Source organism: Lonsdalea quercina subsp. quercina (assembly GCF_000688695.1).
Classification (GTDB): Bacteria; Pseudomonadota; Gammaproteobacteria; order Enterobacterales; family Enterobacteriaceae; genus Lonsdalea; species Lonsdalea quercina_D.
The window spans coordinates 380,161-400,615 of record NZ_JIBQ01000004.1; the positions used below are offsets into that span (position 1 = coordinate 380,161).

Annotated in this window: 16 protein-coding genes and 1 pseudogene; 15 read left to right on the top strand and 2 right to left on the bottom strand. The window is 55.4% G+C overall.

Features of this window, described 5'->3' with window-relative positions; translation table 11 throughout:
* Positions 1–219 precede the first annotated feature (219 nt).
* Entirely contained in the window at positions 220–939 is a 720-nt protein-coding gene (locus SB13_RS04985; protein ID WP_051616354.1) for a response regulator transcription factor, read from the top strand.
* A 394-nt stretch (positions 940–1,333) separates the two neighbouring features.
* Here the strand turns inward: SB13_RS04985 and otsA are convergent.
* Positions 1,334–2,759: pseudogene (gene otsA / locus SB13_RS04990) on the bottom strand (alpha,alpha-trehalose-phosphate synthase).
* A gap of 4 nt (positions 2,760–2,763) precedes the next feature.
* On the bottom strand, positions 2,764–3,534 hold the full coding sequence (gene otsB / locus SB13_RS04995) for a trehalose-phosphatase (RefSeq protein ID WP_026739296.1): 771 nt from the start codon (positions 3,532–3,534) through the stop codon (positions 2,764–2,766).
* Between the two features lie 387 nt (positions 3,535–3,921).
* Here otsB and SB13_RS05000 point away from each other — a divergent pair, with 387 nt between their 5' ends.
* The 14 genes from SB13_RS05000 to SB13_RS05060 all read left to right on the top strand — a co-directional run.
* Positions 3,922–4,176 carry a hypothetical protein gene (locus tag SB13_RS05000; protein ID WP_026739297.1) on the top strand — a complete coding sequence of 85 codons (255 nt, stop codon included), beginning with the start codon at positions 3,922–3,924 and terminating at the stop codon, positions 4,174–4,176.
* A gap of 13 nt (positions 4,177–4,189) precedes the next feature.
* Complete coding sequence (locus SB13_RS05005) at positions 4,190–4,726, top strand: GNAT family N-acetyltransferase (protein ID WP_026739298.1); 537 nt, start codon at positions 4,190–4,192, stop codon at positions 4,724–4,726.
* Between the two features lie 2 nt (positions 4,727–4,728).
* The gene (locus SB13_RS05010) at positions 4,729–5,517 is read left to right on the top strand and encodes an amino acid ABC transporter substrate-binding protein (protein WP_026739299.1); all 789 of its coding nucleotides are present in this window, start codon (positions 4,729–4,731) and stop codon (positions 5,515–5,517) included.
* 39 nt (positions 5,518–5,556) lie between these two features.
* Positions 5,557–6,228, top strand: a complete 672-nt coding sequence (locus SB13_RS05015; RefSeq protein ID WP_026739300.1) for an amino acid ABC transporter permease — start codon at positions 5,557–5,559, stop codon at positions 6,226–6,228.
* A gap of 9 nt (positions 6,229–6,237) precedes the next feature.
* Positions 6,238–6,999 (top strand): amino acid ABC transporter ATP-binding protein, encoded by a 762-nt coding sequence (locus SB13_RS05020; RefSeq protein WP_026739301.1) that lies wholly within the window; start codon positions 6,238–6,240, stop codon positions 6,997–6,999.
* 63 nt (positions 7,000–7,062) lie between these two features.
* Positions 7,063–8,223 (top strand): amidohydrolase, encoded by a 1,161-nt coding sequence (locus SB13_RS05025; protein ID WP_026739302.1) that lies wholly within the window; start codon positions 7,063–7,065, stop codon positions 8,221–8,223.
* Positions 8,224–9,576: 1,353 nt separating this feature from the next.
* Entirely contained in the window at positions 9,577–10,095 is a 519-nt protein-coding gene (locus tag SB13_RS05030; protein WP_026739303.1) for an Hcp family type VI secretion system effector, read from the top strand.
* Positions 10,096–10,134: 39 nt separating this feature from the next.
* The gene (locus SB13_RS17855) at positions 10,135–10,272 is read left to right on the top strand and encodes a hypothetical protein (protein WP_160168630.1); all 138 of its coding nucleotides are present in this window, start codon (positions 10,135–10,137) and stop codon (positions 10,270–10,272) included.
* Between the two features lies 1 nt (position 10,273).
* The gene (locus SB13_RS05035; protein WP_026739304.1) at positions 10,274–12,310 is read left to right on the top strand and encodes a type VI secretion system Vgr family protein; all 2,037 of its coding nucleotides are present in this window, start codon (positions 10,274–10,276) and stop codon (positions 12,308–12,310) included.
* Positions 12,311–12,319: 9 nt separating this feature from the next.
* Entirely contained in the window at positions 12,320–13,714 is a 1,395-nt protein-coding gene (locus tag SB13_RS05040; RefSeq protein ID WP_026739305.1) for a PAAR domain-containing protein, read from the top strand.
* Complete coding sequence (locus SB13_RS05045; protein ID WP_026739306.1) at positions 13,714–14,493, top strand: ankyrin repeat domain-containing protein; 780 nt, start codon at positions 13,714–13,716, stop codon at positions 14,491–14,493. Before SB13_RS05040 ends, SB13_RS05045 begins: the two co-directional genes overlap by 1 nt.
* Before the next feature lie 180 nt (positions 14,494–14,673).
* On the top strand, positions 14,674–15,621 hold the full coding sequence (locus SB13_RS05050) for a DUF4123 domain-containing protein (RefSeq protein WP_026739307.1): 948 nt from the start codon (positions 14,674–14,676) through the stop codon (positions 15,619–15,621).
* A complete protein-coding gene (locus SB13_RS05055) occupies positions 15,618–16,550 on the top strand; it encodes a DUF4123 domain-containing protein (protein WP_036150099.1) in 933 nt (310 codons plus the stop codon). Before SB13_RS05050 ends, SB13_RS05055 begins: the two co-directional genes overlap by 4 nt.
* A gap of 1,250 nt (positions 16,551–17,800) precedes the next feature.
* A partial coding sequence (locus tag SB13_RS05060; protein ID WP_463605542.1) for a DUF6531 domain-containing protein occupies positions 17,801–20,455 on the top strand: 2,655 nt, incomplete at its 3' end.

The following is a 20,455-nucleotide window of genomic DNA, read 5'->3' on the forward strand; positions in this document are numbered from 1 at the left end:
GACACTTTTCAATGATTTTTAATAGATTGCAAGCTAAGTAAAATTCTTGCTTAAAGATGATAATGATTGTTATTATCCAAAATGGGATAGGGGCGCTATTTCAATCACGACCTTCTATCTACATGAAAATTATAAGGTAATTATTAAGCTTACTGAATCACTTCACCCGGTGTTCAAAAAGCGCTAACCCCACGTGCACTCGGGTTTCAGGGGATTTGCATGCGTATTCTTGTGGTTGACGACGATTTTGTTCTTTGTCACTGGCTGAGCGAGAAACTACACGCTCACGGTCATGCTTGCCGGATCGTTCACGACGGCGGCAGCGCTTTGAAGGCAATACAGCAAGAGGTTTACGACGTTGTCCTGCTTGACCGCATGTTGCCGGTGATGGACGGCTTTACCGTGCTGCGCGAACTTACCGATCGGCCACATCCTCCCATCATGCTGCTTTCCGCGCTGGACCGCGATGTTGACCGCGTGATGGGGCTTGAGCTGGGCGCGGAAGACTACCTGGGAAAACCCTTCAATTTCGACGAACTGCGTTTACGGTTGGATATCATGGTCGGGCGTGCGCGTCGACGCAGGGAGTCCAGTTCCGTACTGACTTTTTTCGATCTGAAAGTCGATTGCCTGCAGCGTACCGTATGGCGAGAGGGGAAACGCATCGAGCTGACCGACAAAGAAATTAAGCTGTTGATTATCTTGATGGAAGCCCCCGGTAAAGTTTTTAGCCGAATGCAGTTGTTAGAGCGCGTGTGGGGCTACCATTTCAACCCGCAGACCAATCTTATCGACGTGCATATGTCCAAACTGCGCGCCAAAATCGACAAGGGCTTTGCGCAGCCGCTCATCAAGACTCAGCGCTCGGTCGGCTACTGTTTGAGTGTGGAAGAGAAGGCGCTTCCTCTCTCCAAGGACCATTTGGAGTTACCCCAGTAAACGCACTGACCCAGGGACTCAGCGGCTGATAGCGGTGTCGCTCCACGTCAGTACGTTATCGTATACGGTAGGCACAGGGTTCAATCATTCATAAGAGGCATCTCAGCCTTTGACCGTCACGTTGCCCTAAATCACCGTTACCGTGTCCGTTCCGGGATTGTCAGTCATCCGGTAAGGGGTATTTTGGCGCAATTCTTTGTTTTCAATGTAAAAATGAATTTTTCACCCTGCTGCGGCCAGTTCAGAAAGTCGAAGTCATAAAGCCTTAACTTCGTTTTTCGTCACATCTATCTGCGGAAGGCAAACCGCGCGCGGGGACATCGTTCGTCACGAGCCGTCGTTTTACCCGCACGCTCGTCTCAGCGGTGAGCCGGACTGCGATGTCCCCGGGGCGTCACGCCTGCCGGGGGAAGGTCGCTATTTTTTTTTTCGAGGCTGTGCTGCTCCCGGCAAAGATCGACCGCTTTCAAATCGGACAAGAAGGACTGACGCCAGTGGCTGATGTCGTTGCGGTTGATCACCGCCATCATGTCGCTGTGACGGGCGATCCTCTCCGCCAGCGGCATCGTTAACGCTTGATCCAACGCGCTGGCGACCTGATCGCGATCGTAGGGGTTGACGATCAGCGCGGAGGTCAGTTCATTCGCGGCGCCGGCGAATTTAGACAGAATGAGCACGCCCGGATCGTTCGGATCCTGTGAGGCGACGTACTCCTTGGCGACCAGATTCATGCCGTCGCGCAGCGGCGTGACCAGTCCGACCTCGGTATAGCGGAAAATCTTCATCAGCAGTCGGCGTTCAAAGTGCTGATTGAGGTAGTACAGCGGCGTCCAGTTCAGCGTGCCGTAGCGGCTATTGATGCGCCCGGCCTCGGTTTCCAGCTGATGGCGGATGTCTTGATAGGCCTGCACGTCGCCGCGCGAGGTCGGGGCGATCTGCGTATAGCGGACGTGACCGCGATGCTGCGGATAGTGCTCCAGCAACGACTCGAAGGCCAGGAAGCGTTCGGGCAGCCCCTTGGAGTAGTCTAAACGCTCTACCGCGATGACGTTCTTCAAATTCACCAGGCCGCGACGGGCCTCTTCCAGCTTGGCGGGCAGCGGACCCTCCGCCATCTTGCGGATGCTCTCTGGTTCGATCCCGATAGGATACACCTCGGTGCGGAACAGGTTGCCGAACGCGCTGTAGGTCTGTTCGCCGACGGTTTTGACGGGCGTCAGCAGGGACAGGCTTTCGAGAAACGCCTGACGGTCATGTTCGGTCTGGAATCCCAGCAGATCGTACTCACACAGTTTTTCCAGCAATTCCTCGCAGGGCGGCAGCGCGTTGAAGATATCCGGCGCCGGGAAAGGGATATGCAGGAAAAAGCCCATCCGATTGTTCAGGCCCAATTGGCGGCACGCGGCGCCGAACGGCAGCAGATGGTAGTCGTGAACCCACAGAATATCGTCCTCTTTCACCAGCGGTTGCAGGCGTTCCGCCAGCAGCGTATTGACGCGGCAATAGCCCTCCCACGCGCTGCGGTCATACGACACCAAATCGAGACGATAGTGGAAGGCGGGCCAGAGTACGGTATTGGAGAACTGGCAGTAATACTCTTCGTAATCTGTATGGCTTAGGTTAAACGAGGCGTAGGTGATGCCGTCGTTTTTCTGAATCCGGAGAGGCAACGGATCGTCGCTGATGTCTCCGTTCCAGCCGTACCAAAGCCCGCCGCTGCTTTTGAGCGCATCCAATATGCCGACAGCAAGACCGCCGGCGCTCTGTCTCTTGCTATCGGGGGCGGCAATTCTATTTGATATGACGACTAATCGACTCATAGCTTTAGCTCCTTACCAATGAAATTTTGTTTTCATACATGGCCTGCTGCTGTGTGAGCCAATGATGGACCGCTGCCACGTTGGCGAGTCGGTAGCGCGCTTCGCTGGGCCCTGGACCGACTTTGACGGAAATCCCGCCGAGGGCGTTCACCTGACGGAAGCCAGCTTCGTCGGTAGTATCGTCGCCGATGAAAAGCGGAGTGCGTCCGGCGAAAGGCGAAGATTCCATGAAGGTTTTGATGGCGGCGCCCTTGTTTGCCCCACGTGGTTTCAGTTCCACCACGCATTTGCCGGTTTGTACGGTCAGCTGCGGATAGCGCTCGCAGAGCGACTCGGCCAGCGCGGTGACCTCCGGCTTATAATCTGGGGCCTGACGGTAGTGCAACGCGAAGGACGCGCCTTTGTTTTCCAGTCGGCAGCCGGGAAGCGCGGCCAGCGCGGCGGTCAGCGCGTCCTGCAAGGGGTCGACGATACTGGCGGGCAGGCGCGTTTCATGACGTTTCCCGCTGATTTCGCGTCGTTCCGCGCCGTGGATCCCGGCGGCGGGCAAGATGAGCGGGGCGACCAGCGCGTCCAGCTCTGCGATGGGACGTCCAGAGACTAACGCCAGCGCGCCATCATTGCCGGTAAACAGGCTATGCAGCGTATTGCAAACCTCGGGTGGGACGACCACCTGTTCGGGGGTGGGCTGAATCTCGGCCAGCGTACCGTCGAGATCAAAGAAAAAAGCATAAGCATCTAAGCATAAAGGGGGTTCTGGTGCCTTGTCTGTCATCGTACCGCTCCTCCTTTTGAGAAATTATTTGGAATCTGTTTGGCGTTGAGTCATGACTGCGCCCGATAGCTCCTTTTGTTGATCCATGAAATTAAGGCAGTACCATTAATTATAGGTGGCAATGAATAATTCGCTAGCTAAATGATGGTTTTTTATCCATGATCCGTGATGGTTTTTCAACCATTAATTTCGTATGGGTTTTGGTTTTTCTCTTGATTATTAAGTCTTTTAAGGCTTTTTACTTGCCGTTCTATCTTAGTCTCATACGGTATATGTCCGGCTAATTCTGCATGCTATATTTTTAAGCCAATGCTCTGTTTTCAGCGGTCTTTCCTCCTTCTTCTGGCCTGACCAAAACCTGATTGAATCCTACGCGAAGAGTAACCTATGGCTTCTCACCCGATTGATGTTCTTCTGATTGGAAACAATTTCGGCACCGTTGAAATGCGTGAGTTGGGGTCTGAACGCCAATGTCTGGTGAAACAGATTGAGGTGGACGTCGCGATGGCGCGTGTCGGAGGCGAGCTGGATATGGCTCCGCCGCAGGTGGCGGCAGAAAACGCTGAACGTTCAGATGCCCGCCTACTTAAAATCGCTGATGTGATTCGCCATGCGAAACATGTTGGCCTCCTCGCCGCCTGAATCGAGAGACGCCATGAATCTACGATTTCGCCTGGCCACGTTAGCCGACGACGACGCGTTTCTGACGCTGGCGGTCGCCGCTTATGCGCCGATACGGGCTTTGGGCATCCACTTCGACGCCGCACACGCCGATCTCGCCATGGTGCGTCGGCATATCCAAAACCACGGTGTTTATGTGATGGAGAAAGACGGGCGTCTGGCTTCCTCCTTCACCGTTCGCTATCCGTGGGGGCCGAACCCCGGTCCATACGGGCTGCCGCATTTGGGTTGGTTCGCCACCCATCCGGACTTTAAACAGCAGGGGCTGGGGCGCCGGATGTTGGCGTGGCTGGAGCAGGAGATTCTGGTCGGCCAGCTCAAGGCGCCGGCGGTTACGCTCGGCACGGCCCAGCAACACCCCTGGCTGTTGGCGATGTACCAAAAATACGGCTTTAAACCCGTCGGGCAGGCCGATTTGGGCAAAGGCCATCTGACCATCTATATGCAAAAAGTGTTTGACCCGCAGCACTATGCGCAGTGGACGCAGAAACAGTCGACAAGAGAGGCGTAATGATGAAATTGAAAGCACTGACCCTGTCTGCCGCCGCATTGGCCGCCGCGCTAATGACGGCCGGGTGCGATGCGCAGCACGGCGACGATGCCAACGTGTTGCGTATCGGCGCAACGGGTCAGAGTTACCCCAATGCATTTAAGCAGGATAACAAGCTGGTTGGTTTCGATGTCGAAGTGGCGGAGGGCATCGCTAAAGAGTTGAATTATCGGATTGAATGGGTAACGGCCGACTTCAGCGGGATTATGGGGCAGTTGGAGGCGAAAAAGTTGGATACGGTGGCGAACGTGGTGGCGATAACGCCCGCTCGCCAGCAAAAATACGACTTTTCCCAGACGTACGGCTATTACGGCAGCCAAATTGTTACGCATAAAGACAATGCCGACATCAACACGCTGGACGATCTGAAAGGAAAAACGGTGGCGGGCGTGCTGGGATCGAATCACGTCAACAACCTGAAAAAAGCCTTCCCTGACGGCAGTGTCGCCATTCGTACCTATGAAAACCGCGATGGCGCGATGAGCGACGCGCTGGCCAGGCGTGTGGAAGGGTATATCCAATCGGGGCCGATCTTGCTGGCGGAAATCAACAAGCGCAATCTGCCTTTCAAACTCGTCGGCGGTCCGCTGGTGGTCGAGTCGGTCGGATTCCCGTTCCATAAGGACGAGAAAGGCGAAGCGCTGCGCAAAAAATTTGACGAAGCGCTGACCCGGTTGCGCGAAGATGGGCGGCTGAAGGCGCTTTCCAACAAATATTTCGGCGACGACATCACCACACCGCCCGCCCGTTAAGGCGGCGGAGGAAACAGAGGCAGCCCGCAGGTATGATCTATGAATATTGATTTTGGCTATCTGTTGAACGTATTTCCCCAGGTGCTGATGTACGTGCCGACCACGCTGCTGCTGGCGGTAGTGTCGATGCTGTTCGCCATCATCCTGGGACTCGCGCTGGCGTTGCTGCGTGAGAGCCGGTTCCTGCTTGTGGTAAAGCTCGTCGCGTTGTACATCTCGCTGTTTCGCGGTATTCCGTCGCTGGTGCAGCTGTTCATTATCTACTTCGGCCTGCCGCAGCTGTTCCCGGAGCTGAACGGAATGTCGGCGATGTCGGCGGCTATCATCGGCTTCAGTCTGAAAAATTCCGCGTATATGGCGGAGATTTTCCGCGCCGCGCTGGCCTCGGTCGATCCGGGGCAGACGGAGGCCGGGTTGTCGGTCGGGATGAACCGGGCGCAGATTTATGGTCGCATCGTCCTGCCGCAGGCATTGCTGAACGCGCTACCCGCGACCGGCAACACCTTTATCTCCCTGATTAAAGACACGTCAGTGGCTTTCGCGCTAGGTGTCTCCGAACTGTTTGCCGAGGGCAAGATGATTGCCGCCGAGTCGCTGCGTTTCTTCGAAACGTTTTTGGTGGTCGGGCTGGTGTACTGGCTGCTGATCCTTGTTTATGCGCGGCTGCAGGCGCTGCTGGAGAAGAAACTGAGCCACTCGCGTCAGCGATAAGGAGCGGACATGATTAACATCAGACATTTGACCAAGCGCTTCGGCGATCGCGCGGTGCTCAACGACATCAGTCTTGAGGTCGCGAAGGGGGAAGTGGTGGCGATTATCGGGCCGTCAGGCTCGGGGAAGTCGACGCTGCTGCGCTGCATGAACTTGCTGGAGTCGCCGGAAGCAGGCACGATCGTCATCGGCGAACGCACGCTGGACTGCCGGCGGTATACGCGTAAGGAAGCCCATGCGCTGCGCCAGCAAACGGCGATGGTCTTCCAGAACTACAACCTGTTTAAGAATAAAACCGCGCTGGAGAATGTCACCGAAGCGCTCATCGTAGTGAAAAAAATGCCGAAGGCGCAGGCCCGGGAGAAGGGCATGGNGTTGCTGGCGCGGGTCGGTTTGGAACCGCAGGCCGGGCAGTACCCGGTGACGCTATCCGGCGGTCAGCAGCAGCGGGTCAGCATTGCCCGGGCGCTGGCGGTGGAGCCGCAGGCGATGCTGTTCGATGAGCCGACGTCGGCGCTGGACCCAGAGCGGGTGCATGAAGTGCTGCAGGTCATCAAGCAACTGGCAAAAAACGACACCACGATGGTGATCGTCACCCACGAGATGCAGTTTGCCAAAGAGGTGGCTGACCGGGTGATTTTCATGGCTGACGGACGCATCGTGGAGCAGGGACCGGCGGAACAGGTCATCAGTTTTTCCGACAACCCGCAGACGCAGCGCTTCCTGCGGCAGTTAACGACGATTCAGGAACCGACAGAGTATGTAATCTGATCGATTCTCACTTTTGTTACGCCCGGCATTGTCCGATGGCGTCACCGTTAGGAGTTTCCCATTATGAGAGTGAACCCTCAGCATGAACCTTTGGCGCAGTATGTTCAGGCGTTCCGCCACGATATGCACCAGTATCCCGAACTGTCTCATCAGGAGTTCGAAACCACCCGTAAAATCCGCGCCGAGCTGGAAAAAGAGGGCATCCGCATCCTCGNCCTGCCGCTGAAAACCGGGCTGGTGGCGGAGATCGGCAGCCCCGAGGCGGAGCCGATGGTCGTGGTGCGCGCGGATATTGATGCCTTGCCGATTGAAGAAGAGTCCGGCGTCGCGTTCAGCTCTCACCACCAGGGCGTGATGCACGCCTGCGGGCACGATTTTCATACGTCGGCGGCGCTGGGCGCGGCGATATTGCTGAAACGGGCGGAGTCCGAGCTAAAGGGCCGGGTGCGCATTCTGTTTCAGGCGGCGGAAGAGACCGGATTAGGGGCCCCTGACGTCATCGCCACCGGCGCACTGGACGGAGCGACGGCGATTTTTGGGATCCACAACGATCCCACGCTGCCGGTCGGCGTGATCGGGGGGAAGGATGGCGCGCTGACCGCAGGCGTCGATCGTTTTGAAATCAAGATTGCCGCCAAAGGGTGTCACGCGGCCAAACCGCATGAAGGTAACGACCCGATCGTCATTGTGGGGCAGCTGATAGGCGCGGTGCAGACGATCATCAGCCGGAACGTACCGTCGGACAACAACGCGGTGGTGTCGATTACGCAGGTGCATAGCGGCAGTACCTGGAACGTCATCCCCGACACAGCCTATCTGGAAGGCACGGTGCGGACCTTTAGTTCGGAAGCGCGCAATCTGATTGAAGAGCGCTTTCGGCAAATTGTCGCGGGTATCGCCAGCACATACGGCGCGGAGATTGAGCTGCTGTGGCACGCCGGGCCGCCGTCAGTCGTCAATACGCCTCGCTGGGTGGAATTTTCCCTGCAGGTCGCCAGCGACGAGGGGTTCGAGGCGCGCCGCGTGGAAGCCAGTCCGATTGGCGAAGACTTCTCCTTTTATCAGCAGAAGCTGCCGGGCACGTTCATGATGGTCGGTTCCGGCGGACCTTACGCGTTGCATCATCCTAAATTCCGGGTGGACGATCGGGCGCTGTTCCCGACGGCGCACTATCTTTACAGTGTGGCGCGCAAGAGCCTGGAGCAACTGTCGCAGGAAGCGTGACTGCGGTGGCTACGAGTCGACAAAGTGAATGCTCTATGAACTCGTTAGGTATCACCGCCGTAGATTGCAGCGGTTTCCGTACCGCAAAGCCTCATATTGGGCCATGAGCGGCGACCTCGGGGCTGTCTTCATTAAGCGACAGTATCAGTTGCAGACTGTCGCCAAAAGAAGACGGATAATGCATTGATTATCCAGACTTAATTATCATTGACGCCAGACTGTCTCTTACAGGTGACAGGCTGGCGTTTTTGCTTTTACGCCTTGGGATAGAGTTAGCGGCGACGGCATAACAAACACAGTATTAAATCTTATTATTTTTCAAATAATTATTAGTGGTTTGGCCTTTAAGATTAATCACTATGGCAAGAGTGGCACGGTTGATGCAGAATGCTCACCGTAGATGCTCATTCCATTTTCTATGTTTGCTTCGGCTTCATAACCCTGGGAATGACGCAGAGCCCTTATCGGTGCCTATCGTCCACCATGACATGAATATTATTTCATGAAACGTTTCGGACATTACGTTGAGTGAGGCACCACCCCTAGTCTTTAAGACCTGATGTTTATTGACGCTTGCCGAAGTTCGGCAAGCGTTTTTTTTTGCGGGTTGGACAGGGCACTGTGCGGGAAGTCGGAAGTTTGGGTGAGATCCGGGCGAAGGCCGACATCGCGTGTTTAATGAATATATTGAAAACGAAATGGTTTTTAAATCAGCAGCGGTATGCCTTAGTTGATCTTTACCGACCATTTGGAAGCACAGAAAGTTGAGCAGATGAAGTGACTCTAGAGCATGTGGGTTTGTTTTCACCTACTCCGTGCCAGCAAACAACGTTGACAGTGGTGTGCTCAAACGACGTCGTCAATCGAGGAATAAATACTTAACCTTTCAACGTGAATCTCTGTTTCATTAATCACAGCCTGGACACTGCTGAGTCGGATTGAATCGATGGCCGACGGCATCGACAAGCGGACTGTGGATCCCCAACCCTGCGCAATAGCCCAAAAGTTGATGTGAAAATTATTGCATTAGCAACAATTTAAGTTTCTCACCGCTAGAGTAAATGATTAATCGCCCTTACCTTTCAATGCGACAGATTATGGTGAGCACTAAGTCAAATCTTCAGAACAATTGCCAAATCTGCGCAACTTCTTGCGCACTTTTCAGCACAAATCACTTTTTGCGCAATGTTTGCAAACGATCTGCGCATTCTGCGCAACTTTTTGCGCAGGTATGGGTTAGGGAAAATCCCGTATTTTAAATTCCTTTATAAAACAGTGATATAAAAGTTGGCATAGCCATTGCAATGTCAAGCGGGCGAAAGTAAAAACCGTTCAACAACAAGGAGCATGACTATGCCAACCCCATGTTATATCAGCATTGAAGGGAAAACTCAGGGCAACATCACCGCCGGTGCCTTCACGTCCGATTCCGTCGGCAACATCTACGTGCAGGGCCACGAAGATGAAATGCTGGTGCAGGAATTTCAGCACGTGGTGACCGTCCCGACTGACCCGCAGTCCGGTCAGCCGTCCGGCCAGCGAGTACACAAGCCGTTCAAATTCACCGTGGCGCTGAACAAAGCCGTTCCGCTGATGTACAACGCCCTGGCGTCCGGCGAAATGCTGCCGACCGTGACCCTGAAATGGTACCGCACCTCTGTCGAAGGTAAGCAGGAGCACTTCTTCTCCACCAAGCTGACTGACGCTACCATCGTGGATATCGACTGCCAGATGCCGCACTGCCAGGACCCGTCCAAACTGGACTACACCCAGCTGATCCAGGTATCTCTGTCCTACCGCAAAATCGACTGGGAACACACCGTCGCCGGGACTTCAGGCTCCGACGACTGGCGTGCGCCGGTCGAAGCGTAATGCCGACTACCCGGGCTGCGGCCCGGGTTTTTCCGTTGTATGAAGGGTGTTGCGGTGTGCGTGAACGCAGACCACAGCATCCATCAGGTAGTCGAACTACCGTCCATCATCACGGCGCAGAATGCCGCATCGCACTGTGCGGTCGCCGTGGCGACAGGGAATAAAGGAGAGGGATAACGTGGCAAGCATGACCGGGCTTCAGTTTACCGTAACGATAGGCGCACTGCCGGAGAGCACCTTCTCGGTGGTGGATTTTCAGCTGGACGAGGGGCTGAACCAGCCCTTTGCGCTGGGGTTGTCGCTGGCGAGCGCGCTGCCGGCGGTGGACTTCAGCGCGGTGCTGGACCAGCCGTGCGAGCTGCGGGTGTGGTACGAAGGCGAGCTGCAGCGGCGGGTGAGCGGTATCGTCAGCGAGTTCGGTCAGGGCGACACCGGCTTTCGGCGCACGCGTTATCAGGCGGTGGTGCGTCCGGCGCTGTGGCGTCTGGGCCTGCGCACCAACGCCCGCATCTTCCAGGCGCAGAAGCCGGAAGAGATTATCAGCCTCCTGTTGCAGGAAGCGGGGATTACCGACTTCGCCTTTGCCCTGCGTAACGAGCACGCCCAGCGGGAATACTGCGTGCAGTACCGGGAGAGCGACCTGGCGTTTATCGACCGGCTGGCGGCGGAGGAAGGGCTGTTCTACTTCCACGAATTCGAGGCGGGCAAACACCGGGTGGTGTTCGCGGACGACGCGGTGGCGTTGGGCAAAGGCCCGGACCTGTTCTTCAACCTTGCCAGTCAGGGCTTATCAGAAGGCGCCTATGTGCGCCAGTTCAGCTACCGGGAAGCGGTGCGTACGGCGGAAGTGGAGCTAAAAGACTACAGCTTCAAGACCCCGGCCTATGGCCTGTCGCACAAAAAGTTGGGCGACGCGTTAGACCATCAGCGCGAAAGCTATCAGCACTACGACTACCCGGGACGCTTCAAGAAAGACCCGAGCGGCAAGGCATTCAGCGGCCACCGGCTGGATGCGCTGCGCGCCGACGCGGTCACCGGACAGGGCGCGTCAAACTGCGCGGCGCTGATGCCGGGGAGCGCGTTTACCCTGACGGAGCACCCGAACCTGACGCTGAACATCGGCTGGCAGGTGGTGACCGTCAGCCACACCGGCACCCAGCCGCAGGCGCTGGAAGAGGAAGGCGGCGGCGAGCCGACGACGCTGACCAACACCTTTGGGGTGGTGAAGGCCAGCACCACGTGGCGAGCGAAAATGCCGCATCGCCCGATGGTGGACGGCCCGCAAATCGCCACGGTGGTCGGCCCGGCGGGGGAAGAGATTTACTGCGACGAATACGGCCGGGTGAAGCTACAGTTCCCGTGGGACCGCTACGGGGCGAGCGACGACCAGAGCTCGTGCTGGGTACGCGTCAGTCAGGGCTGGGCGGGCGGTCAGTACGGCATGATGGCCATCCCGCGTATCGGCCATGAGGTGGTGGTGAGTTTTCTGGAGGGCGACCCGGACCAGCCGCTGGTGACGGGAAGAACGTTCCACGCGACTAACCCGACGCCTTACGTTTTGCCGGAGCATAAAACGCGTACCACGCTGCGCACCGATACGCATAAAGGCACGGGTTTTAATGAGTTGCGCTTCGAAGATGAAGTATCGCGCGAACAAATTTACGTTCATGCGCAAAAGGATGCGGATACGGTGATCAACCATATCCATCGCCAGAGCGTAGGGTTGGATCAACATCTGAGCGTAGCGCAGGATCAATACCAGCGGGTTGAACGTCACCGTCACCGAACGATCGGTCAGGATGACTTTGAACAGATCGGGCAAGATCATCATCAGGCGATCGGACGTAATTTCATTCAACAGATTGGTCAATCCCTGAAGCGGCTGATCGGCGGCGGTGAGATCACCAAGATCACGGGCAGTCGGCAGTCGACCATCAGCGGTTCGGAGGAGACGTTGATCGGCGCACATCAGCGCACGGTGGTAAATACCGACAGCTATCTCAAGGCAGCGGACATCGTGCTGGAGGCCGGTCAGGCCTTGACGATCAAATCGTCTGGCGGCTTTATCAAAATCGACAGCGCTGGCGTGACCATCTCGGGAACGATCGTCAAGATCAACGACGGCGGCTCGCCAGGGACCGGCGTCGCGCCATCTTCTATCGAACCGGATGCGCCGAATAAACCCACGCTGCCGGATGCACCGGATCGTCGATAAGGAGATAACATGCCAAGTGCCGCACGATTAGGCGACAGCTGCTCTGGGCATGGCTGTTTCCCCGCCACGCCGATCATTCAGGGAAGCAGCGATGTCATCATCAACGGCAAACCTGCCGCCCGCAAGGGCGATATGGTGCTGCTGCACGCTTGCCCTTGTCCCACCATGCCGCATGCCTTACATCCCCGGTCGATCTCCGCAGGATCCAGTAATGTCATCATCAACGGCAAAGCAGCGGCGCGTGTAGGCGATGCCATCGGCTGCGGCGGCTCCGTCGCCGCAGGTAGCGGGGATGTGATCATCGGCGACACGCCGCATCAGTCCCCCGTTAAATCCTGCGCGGAGCAGTCGGCCAGCAAGCGATCGCCGCTGCTGGCGTTGTCGCCTATGCTGCTGCCGTGGAAAGGCCTGATGTCATGGATGGCGACGCCTGAGCTACCGCCGCCAACGGAAGCGTTGACGCTGGAACAGCGCAAAGCCCGCTATCAGGCGCGTAAACAGCTGGCGCAACAGGCGTCGACCAATCCGAATCTGCAAGCCGCCGCCAAGCGTCTCGCCGGCAACAACGACAGCATTTTACGCGCAGAGGCCGCGAAGTATGTCTATGATGTGGATGAATTTCGCCGCGGCGCGAAAGCAGAGTTGCCCGCACCGCCGGTGGGGCTTTCGATAGTGAATCCAGAGCAGATGTTGTCGAAAGAATCGAATCCTTATTTCAATAAAGAATCTGGTTTCGGTGCCGCATTATTTAAATCGGACATCAATGGTGAAACGATGCTCACCTTTCGGGGTACCGATAATGCAGTGACGGGCGTAGAGGACTGGACGACAAATGCTTTGCAAGGGCTGGGACTAAAGTCTACGGCTTATGAACAGGCTATGCTCGCAGCGAGAGTCGCTAAAAGCTCTCTTCCCAATGAAAGTCTGAAAATGGTGGGGCATTCACTTGGAGGCGGTTTGGCCTCGGCAGGTGTCAGTGTGACCAAACTTCCCGGCTATNCCTTTAATGCTGCGGGTCTACATGCTAATACGGTCGCCCGCGCTGGGGGAGCCTCTTTAGAGGAGACGGCCGCACTGATCAAAACGCAGGCTGTCGATGGCGAAGTACTGACCATGGCGCAGACTTATGGCAAGGCGGCGGTTCCGGGTCTATTAGCGTTAGGAGGCTCGTTGATCGGTGGTTTGCTTGGGGGGGGAACAATGGGAGCGATGGTCGGAGCGGCATGTGGCATGATGGAGCTTTATAAAGGCGCTTTGCCGAAAGCCGTCGGTGAGATGTCGTCGCTACCGTCACTGGGCGGATCGCCCATTGCCCGTCACGGGATGGATCAGGTGATTGCCGGTATTGAAACGCAGAAAAGAGAAGATATCAGCGCGATTAGTGGTGTATTTAAGGAGACGTGATGCAATGGTTAAAGCGTATCAAGTGGGGATGTCTTTTTATCGCCAGCCTTTTAACGGCTTGCAATCTGGGAGGACATAGTATGGAAGCCAGAGAGCTATTTGACCCGACGACTGCCGCACTGCTGGAGAATATTCGTAAGGGTAATGAAAGCGCGGCAAAAGAAGCGCTGGCGCAGGGTGTTAAGCTGAACGTCCATGGTAAGGAAGGGGTGACGCCACTGCAGTGGCTGATCCTGGAGACGCGGGACAAAAAAGCGGTGACGCTGGGACTGAAGTTAGGCGCCGATCCCAACTTTAAAAACGGTAACGGTACTGCGGCAATTAATATGGTGCCCGGGTTTGAAGATCCTGATTGGTTACGCATCATTCTGGATGCGGGCGGAGATCCGAATTTGTTGGGAGGGGGCGGTCAACCGCCGATATTCGGCGCGATTAATGAAGAGCGCTGGGATGATATCGAGCTGTTGCTGGCGCGCGGGGCCGATATCAATTTGCAAGATAAAATGAACATGAACAGTGTGTTATATGCGTCTTATCTTAATAAATATGAAATCGTTGATTTCCTAATGAAACAGGGTGCCCAAATTGACACTTACGATAAAGTGGGCGTAAGTCTTGCGTGGAATGTCTATGACAGCGAGTCCATCATGTCCAAAGATGCGCCGCAACGTCCGTGGCTGATAAAGGTCAAGCAGGCGCTGGAGCAAAAAGGGGTGAGGTTCCCACCTCCCTCTCCTCAAGAAGTCAGAGCGCAGTGGGAAAAGGATAAGGCTAAATAGATCACAGTCATCAGGGAACGATCGGATAATCGTTCCCTGACATTTTCCCCTTCTTGCCTAGTTACATACTCTCATTTATTCCCTAACGAAAAACATACATGCCACCGCGTGGAATAACGCCGTTATTTCGCGACGTTAACTATTTATTGTTATCCCTTAATTAAGATTCAGGTTTATCAGATGAATGAAAAAAACAGCCTGAGACTCTTTGAGATCATTCGAAATAAAACTTCGCCGCTGTACGCCATTATTGATGTGATGTGTTATCCGGCGCTGCCTGATTATTGGCGCGCCTTTCATCAGTCAGCTAAAAATCAGTGGCGGCAGCTCGATTCCCCGATATTTCCAGATTCATTACGCTTAGTTGCGCCGATTATTGTCGAACTCGAGGAAGGCAACTGCGGAGAAACGCTGCTGCATTGGACTCAAAGCCAGGAGTACGGCCATCAGGGGACGTTGCTGATGGCAGCCGACATGCCGCTTGATGAGATGGTGAAGTATTGGCAACAACGCGTGGTTTGCCGTGGGCCCACCGGGCAGGAGACGCTGTTTCGCAGCTATGGCCCGGATGCACTGGCGCTGTGGTGGGCGACAATCAGCCCGCAGGCGCAAACGGATTTCCTTGCGCCGGCCCGGCAATTGTTCCTACCGGCCGAGACTCGCGAGTTTTTGGATTATATTCCCTTGCTTGAGGAGGAAATATCTCTCCCGGCGACGAACAATGATCAAATATCGCTGAATCAAACCCAGTTTGATCTCTTAACGCACGATAATCGGCTGCGTTGTCTGGCGAATCAGCTTTTTATGTATGTCAGTGAAAGAACGTTTTTTTTATTAGATATCGAACTACTAAGAAAACGTTTTATTAGCGGTATCGATCTGGCCAAAAGATTATATCCGCGCGCCACCGACGCCGAATGCGAAGCCTGGTCTGCTCACCGCTGGATTATCGGCAGCGAGTTTTATCACCATCCTCATTTTATTCATCTAACCATGAACCACGCCCTGGGAAAATGTATTCAGCTGTTCAAATCCGAACCGCGCCATCTGGAAGACGTTCGAGCACGCTACCACCGGCCTGACTGGATGAAGGGACTATCGCCTGACACATTGGAGGTCACCGAGTGACATTAACGACACCTTTAACCACGCCTTTTCTGACTGAAACGCAAGAAGACGCTGACGGATGGTTGGCACGCATCGACGAAGGCGGGTGTTTCATCGTGGCGGAAGCCGCCCTTAATGACGCGGCGCCGTGGCTGGCTGAGCGCTGGGGCGGCAGTCTGGAACATACCCGGCTTTATTGGGGCGAGGCCGGACGCGAGCATGCTTCGATCTCCCCCTATTGCATCCCGGTCACGGCCCAAAACTGGCCTCAGTTGGAAGAGTACCTTTGCATCCGTGACGGCTGGGGTATCGGTATTCAGCTTGAGTGGTTTATGCAGGCCTATACGCCCGGACAGCAACTGGTCGAGTTGGTCACCCACCTGCGGCACTGGAGCCTGGTGGCGATGCCGGACGGAGATAATGCCATTCTGCGCATCAGCGACTGGCTGATAGTGAAACAGCTTTTGTCGGCCAGCACGGCGCAGGAGGCGACGGCCTTGTTCGGCCCTATCGCCAGTTTCTGTGATCTTTCGCCGAATCGGGGCGGTTCGCGGGTTCTGACCCTCACACACCGTGAGCCTCACGACATCCCCAACACCTCGCCCCGCCAACTCAGCGACGCCCAATGGCAGGCCCTCCTGGGCCCGTCCACGCAGAACGCCTTGGAAACCTACATGGATCACCTGCGCGCCTACCATCCGCGTTGGCAGGCCGAAGGCAACGATGCGTTGTTGGCATTTACCCAGCAACAGGTGAAACAAGCCGAGTTGCAGGGATTCAACAACGACCGCGATATCGTGCGCTATCTGGCGTTGGCGACGGAGCTCAGTCCCGACTTTATCGGCGAGCCTTGGGCGCAAACGGTCATGGCGGAACCGGAAATTATCGGAACCCAGAACAAGATGGATCGCCTCTACGCCGCCGCGGTGAGCCAACAGAGCGAAGCATAAAAGGACGTAGTGCTATGGAACAGACGAAATCAGCGACGCTGGTCTCCAGCGAAGAGGCCGCAAGTAAGAACTTTTCCAGTGATAAAGCCATCCCGGGGGGATGTAAGGAATGCGCTTGTGAAATTTTCGTTCAATACTTATACGATTCGGGAAAACCCGTTCCTAACGCGCCTTTTGTCGTTACGGATAGCAAGGGTACGAATATTAGCGGGCAAACGGATGAGAACGGCTATTTCAAAATCTACGATATGGGTTGCAATGGCTACGAGCTGAATATTCAGGAAGGAAGCGACGAGTTCGAACCCGAAGACACCGTCACCAATAATCCGGTACTACAGTCCAATCCCGAATATGCGGCACTCGCGGGCGAGTACTTCACGCTTTATTTATTACTCAGCAAAGAAGGATTGCTGGAATACGATCAGGAAGAGAGCAAGCGTTATAACGAAGTCGGCATCAACAGTCATGTTTATGGTGGTATGTATTTTTACTACGAAGATAAATATGAGTTGGCTTATAACCGCTTCATGGAGCTGAAGGACAAGATTAACAACAGTAGCCGAGAGCTAAAGCAGGCTATCAATAAAGTCCATCATAGCCTATCAACGGAAGTCGCCAGTCACACGACTGAAACGGCTGTGCTCCTCTTTTGCCAGATCATCCTTGGTTTTGTCCCTATCGTCGGACAAGCGCCTGATGTGTATTTCATTGGGGAATGGTGTTGGGCCGCCTATAAAAATCCTGAGAATCTCAAGGACCCTTATTTTATTTGTGAGGGGGTGTTAGATGTTATTGGTGTGGTACCCGGTGCTGGCCATGCTCTTAAATATGCGGGGAAATCAGTATTAAAAGCGGTTGGAAAAGTCGCCGGTGCCGTCGCTGATAAACGCGCTATCCAGCTCGCAATACGAGAAATTCGTCACCTGTCTGACGGAAATATTGTGCGATGGCTGATGGATTTCGCCTCCAAAATTAAGTCAATTGCGACTGAAGCTATCGCGTTGTTAAACAAAATTTCCTTGGCCATTGAGCGTATTTTGCAGGATGCGGCCCACTCGGCACAAAGCTGGATCGTGGCTTTCGCTAAAGACAGCTTTAATTCGATTGTCAGGGTACTGAAATGGCTGATAGAAAAATTCGAAAGCATCGTTAATACCATTATCGAGAAAGTAGAATCCTTCATCGCCAAAATTGTGACCAAAAAACCGGGTACGGCGCTGGGTAAAGGAAAAGCGACCAAAGCGGAAAAAATGACGGCGGGGGCGACGAAGCAGGAAAGTCGGGCGGCGGAAACAGAAGCTGAGAACGCTGCGAAGAAAAAAGGGGACGAACTCTGTACGTCCGAATCGACTTGCGCAGGTGACCCGGTCGATGTCGCAACGGGTTATGTCGTTGACTGGCGCACGGATTTTCAGATTTCAGGGCTTTTCCCTCTCGCCTTGAAAAGAAGTTATCGTTCAGGAGGCACCCGAATCTCCGGTTTGCTGGGCAAGCTTTGGCGCAGCAACTGGGATATGAGCCTGAAACTCGAAAACGATGTCGTGACGTTTACGGATGGGGAATTTAATCAGGCCATATTCGCGGCGCCTGTTGAAGGCGAGTACAGCCTTTCTCTTTCCAATCCAGCATGGCGTTTAACGCGTCAACAAGGCGTATTGGTGCTACGCCATCGTGACGGGATGAGTTACTGGTTTGAACATACTCGCGGCGTGCAGCTCTGTCTGACCGCAATAGAGGATAGCGTGGGCAATCGTACGTCGCTGCTGTGGGAATTTGGCGAATTACGATGGGTGGTGCTCGCGGATGAGCGTCTGGTGCATGTGGAAACGCAGCACGGGCGAATCGCCTGCCTGACGTTATGCGATCGTCAGCGTCGGCCGTTACAGCCGCTGGTTAACTATACCTATGATCAGAAAGGCTATCTGGTTAGCGTCCGTGCCGGAGAAGGACGCAGTTTTGATTACCGTTATTCGCCAGAAGGTTGGATGTTGCGTTGGTCAGATCTGTCGGAAACCTGGGTAGAACATACCTATGACAGCCAGGGCCGTGCCGTGCGCGACCGTGCATCGGAAGGTTACTGGGCAGGTAGCTTCGACTATGACGATGAACGACTCACCACGTATTACCACAATGGGTTTGGTGGTGTGGCGCGCTATATCAGGGATGAACGCAACAATATTCTCAGCCATCGGACACCCGATGGCGGCGAGACGCTGTTCGAATGGGAACACAATCAGCTGGTGGCGCAAACTGACCCGTTAGGCTATCGCACAGAGTTTGAGCGTAACGACTGGGGGCAGATCACGGCCGTGACGTTGCCGGACGGCGCAATACACCGCTATAACTACGATGATGATGCGCAACTGCTGGCGTATACCGATCCACTCGGCAATGTTTGGCAGTATCAGCGTAATGCTCGGGGGCAGGTGGTAGAAGTTAACGATCCGGAAGGACGTGAGTGGCTGCATAGTTATACCGATCAGGGCCTACTGGAAACCATCATCGCCCCTAACGGCGTGTTGCAACGATATCACTACAACGCGCGAGGGCTGGTCAGTAGGATCGAAGTGGATAACGCCCCCACAGTGCGATTCTTCTACGATGGTCAGGACAGGGTGACAGAACGGCATCAGGAGAGCCAATCTGGTCGGTTGGTGCGTCGCTGGGAATATGAAGGTTATCGAGAAGCGCCGTCAAAAGTCATTTATGAAGACGGAACTGAAACCACCTTTGGCTTTGATAAAGAAGGCAATCTCACCTCTGTGACCGATGCGTTAGGGCAGCAGCACCAGTTCCGCTACGGCGCATTTGATAACCTGATGGAAGCCACGGATCCACTCGGTGCAACAGTCCGCTATCACTACAATACGGAAGCCGAATTCGCCGGTGTGACCAACAGCCACGGCGACGCTTGGACTTACTCCTTTGACGAGTGTGGACGGCTTTCCGAAGAGCAACATTATGACGGGCGAGTGTATCGCTATGCCTACGACGTGGCGGGNCGATTAACGTGCCGAACTTCTCCCGACGGCAGCCAGCAAAACTACACGCATGATGCCTTGGGACGGGTGACGGAAGTCCAGTGCCTCACTGCTGAAGGGGCGACGGACAGCGTTACCACGCTGGACTATGACATCGCGGGACGATTGTTAAGCGCCAGCAACGCAGACGCCTGCGTGGAGTACACCTATAACCGCTCCGGTCAGGTCATCTCTGAGCGAGTCAATGGGCAAGAGATCATCAGCGACTACGATGCGAGCGGTTACCGCGCGCAGGTCAGTGGGCTGTTGGCGCCGCTGCAACAGCAGTGGCAATCAGGGCGGTTGTCGGCGCTGGGCGTAGGTTCGCATCAGGCCTTGTCGTTCAGCCATACGGATGCGGGTCAGGAAAGCCTGCGTAGCAACGGCGCGGGCTTCGCGCTGTCGCAGAGCTGGAGCGAGACCGGGCTGTTAGAGCGTCAGGCGCTGGTGAACGGCGGCGGCAGCGAGCCGCACCATCTGGAACGGCGCTATCGCTACGACGTGCTGGACCGTCTGGTGGGGATAAAAGACGCTCACTGGGGCGAGCAGGATTTCCGCCTGAACGGCAACGGACAGGTCACGGCGGAGCGCCGGAATGGGCGCTGGCGTCAGGCAAAACTGTTTGGTTACGACAGCGAGCAGAACCTGTGCGAAGTGTCGGACATTATGGCCTTGTCGGGCGTCCCGCTGTCGGTGTCTCAGGCGGTATCCGAGGGCCAGCGTCGCTATGACGGCGCAGGACGTATCGTCGAGCGTGGCGATGTGCGCTATGAGTACGATGTCTGCGGCCGGTTAAGTCGCAAGCGAGAAGTCCGGGCGGGATTCCGACCTAAAGAAACGCGCTACGAGTGGGATACGCAGGACCGGTTGCGGCGGGTGGGCCTG

Excerpts from the sequence above, each read along its gene's own strand:
- SB13_RS05005 (WP_026739298.1), top strand. The coding sequence starts at position 4,190 with ATGAATCTACGATTTCGCCTGGCCACGTTAGCCGACGACGACGCGTTT.
- SB13_RS05030 (WP_026739303.1), top strand. The coding sequence starts at position 9,577 with ATGCCAACCCCATGTTATATCAGCATTGAAGGGAAAACTCAGGGCAAC.
- SB13_RS05050 (WP_026739307.1), top strand. The coding sequence starts at position 14,674 with ATGAATGAAAAAAACAGCCTGAGACTCTTTGAGATCATTCGAAATAAA.
- SB13_RS05015 (WP_026739300.1), top strand. The coding sequence starts at position 5,557 with ATGAATATTGATTTTGGCTATCTGTTGAACGTATTTCCCCAGGTGCTG.
- SB13_RS17855 (WP_160168630.1), top strand. The coding sequence starts at position 10,135 with ATGAAGGGTGTTGCGGTGTGCGTGAACGCAGACCACAGCATCCATCAG.
- SB13_RS05000 (WP_026739297.1), top strand. The coding sequence starts at position 3,922 with ATGGCTTCTCACCCGATTGATGTTCTTCTGATTGGAAACAATTTCGGC.
- SB13_RS05010 (WP_026739299.1), top strand. The coding sequence starts at position 4,729 with ATGAAATTGAAAGCACTGACCCTGTCTGCCGCCGCATTGGCCGCCGCG.
- otsB (WP_026739296.1), bottom strand. The coding sequence starts at position 3,534 with ATGACAGACAAGGCACCAGAACCCCCTTTATGCTTAGATGCTTATGCT.
- SB13_RS04985 (WP_051616354.1), top strand. The coding sequence starts at position 220 with ATGCGTATTCTTGTGGTTGACGACGATTTTGTTCTTTGTCACTGGCTG.
- SB13_RS05045 (WP_026739306.1), top strand. The coding sequence starts at position 13,714 with ATGCAATGGTTAAAGCGTATCAAGTGGGGATGTCTTTTTATCGCCAGC.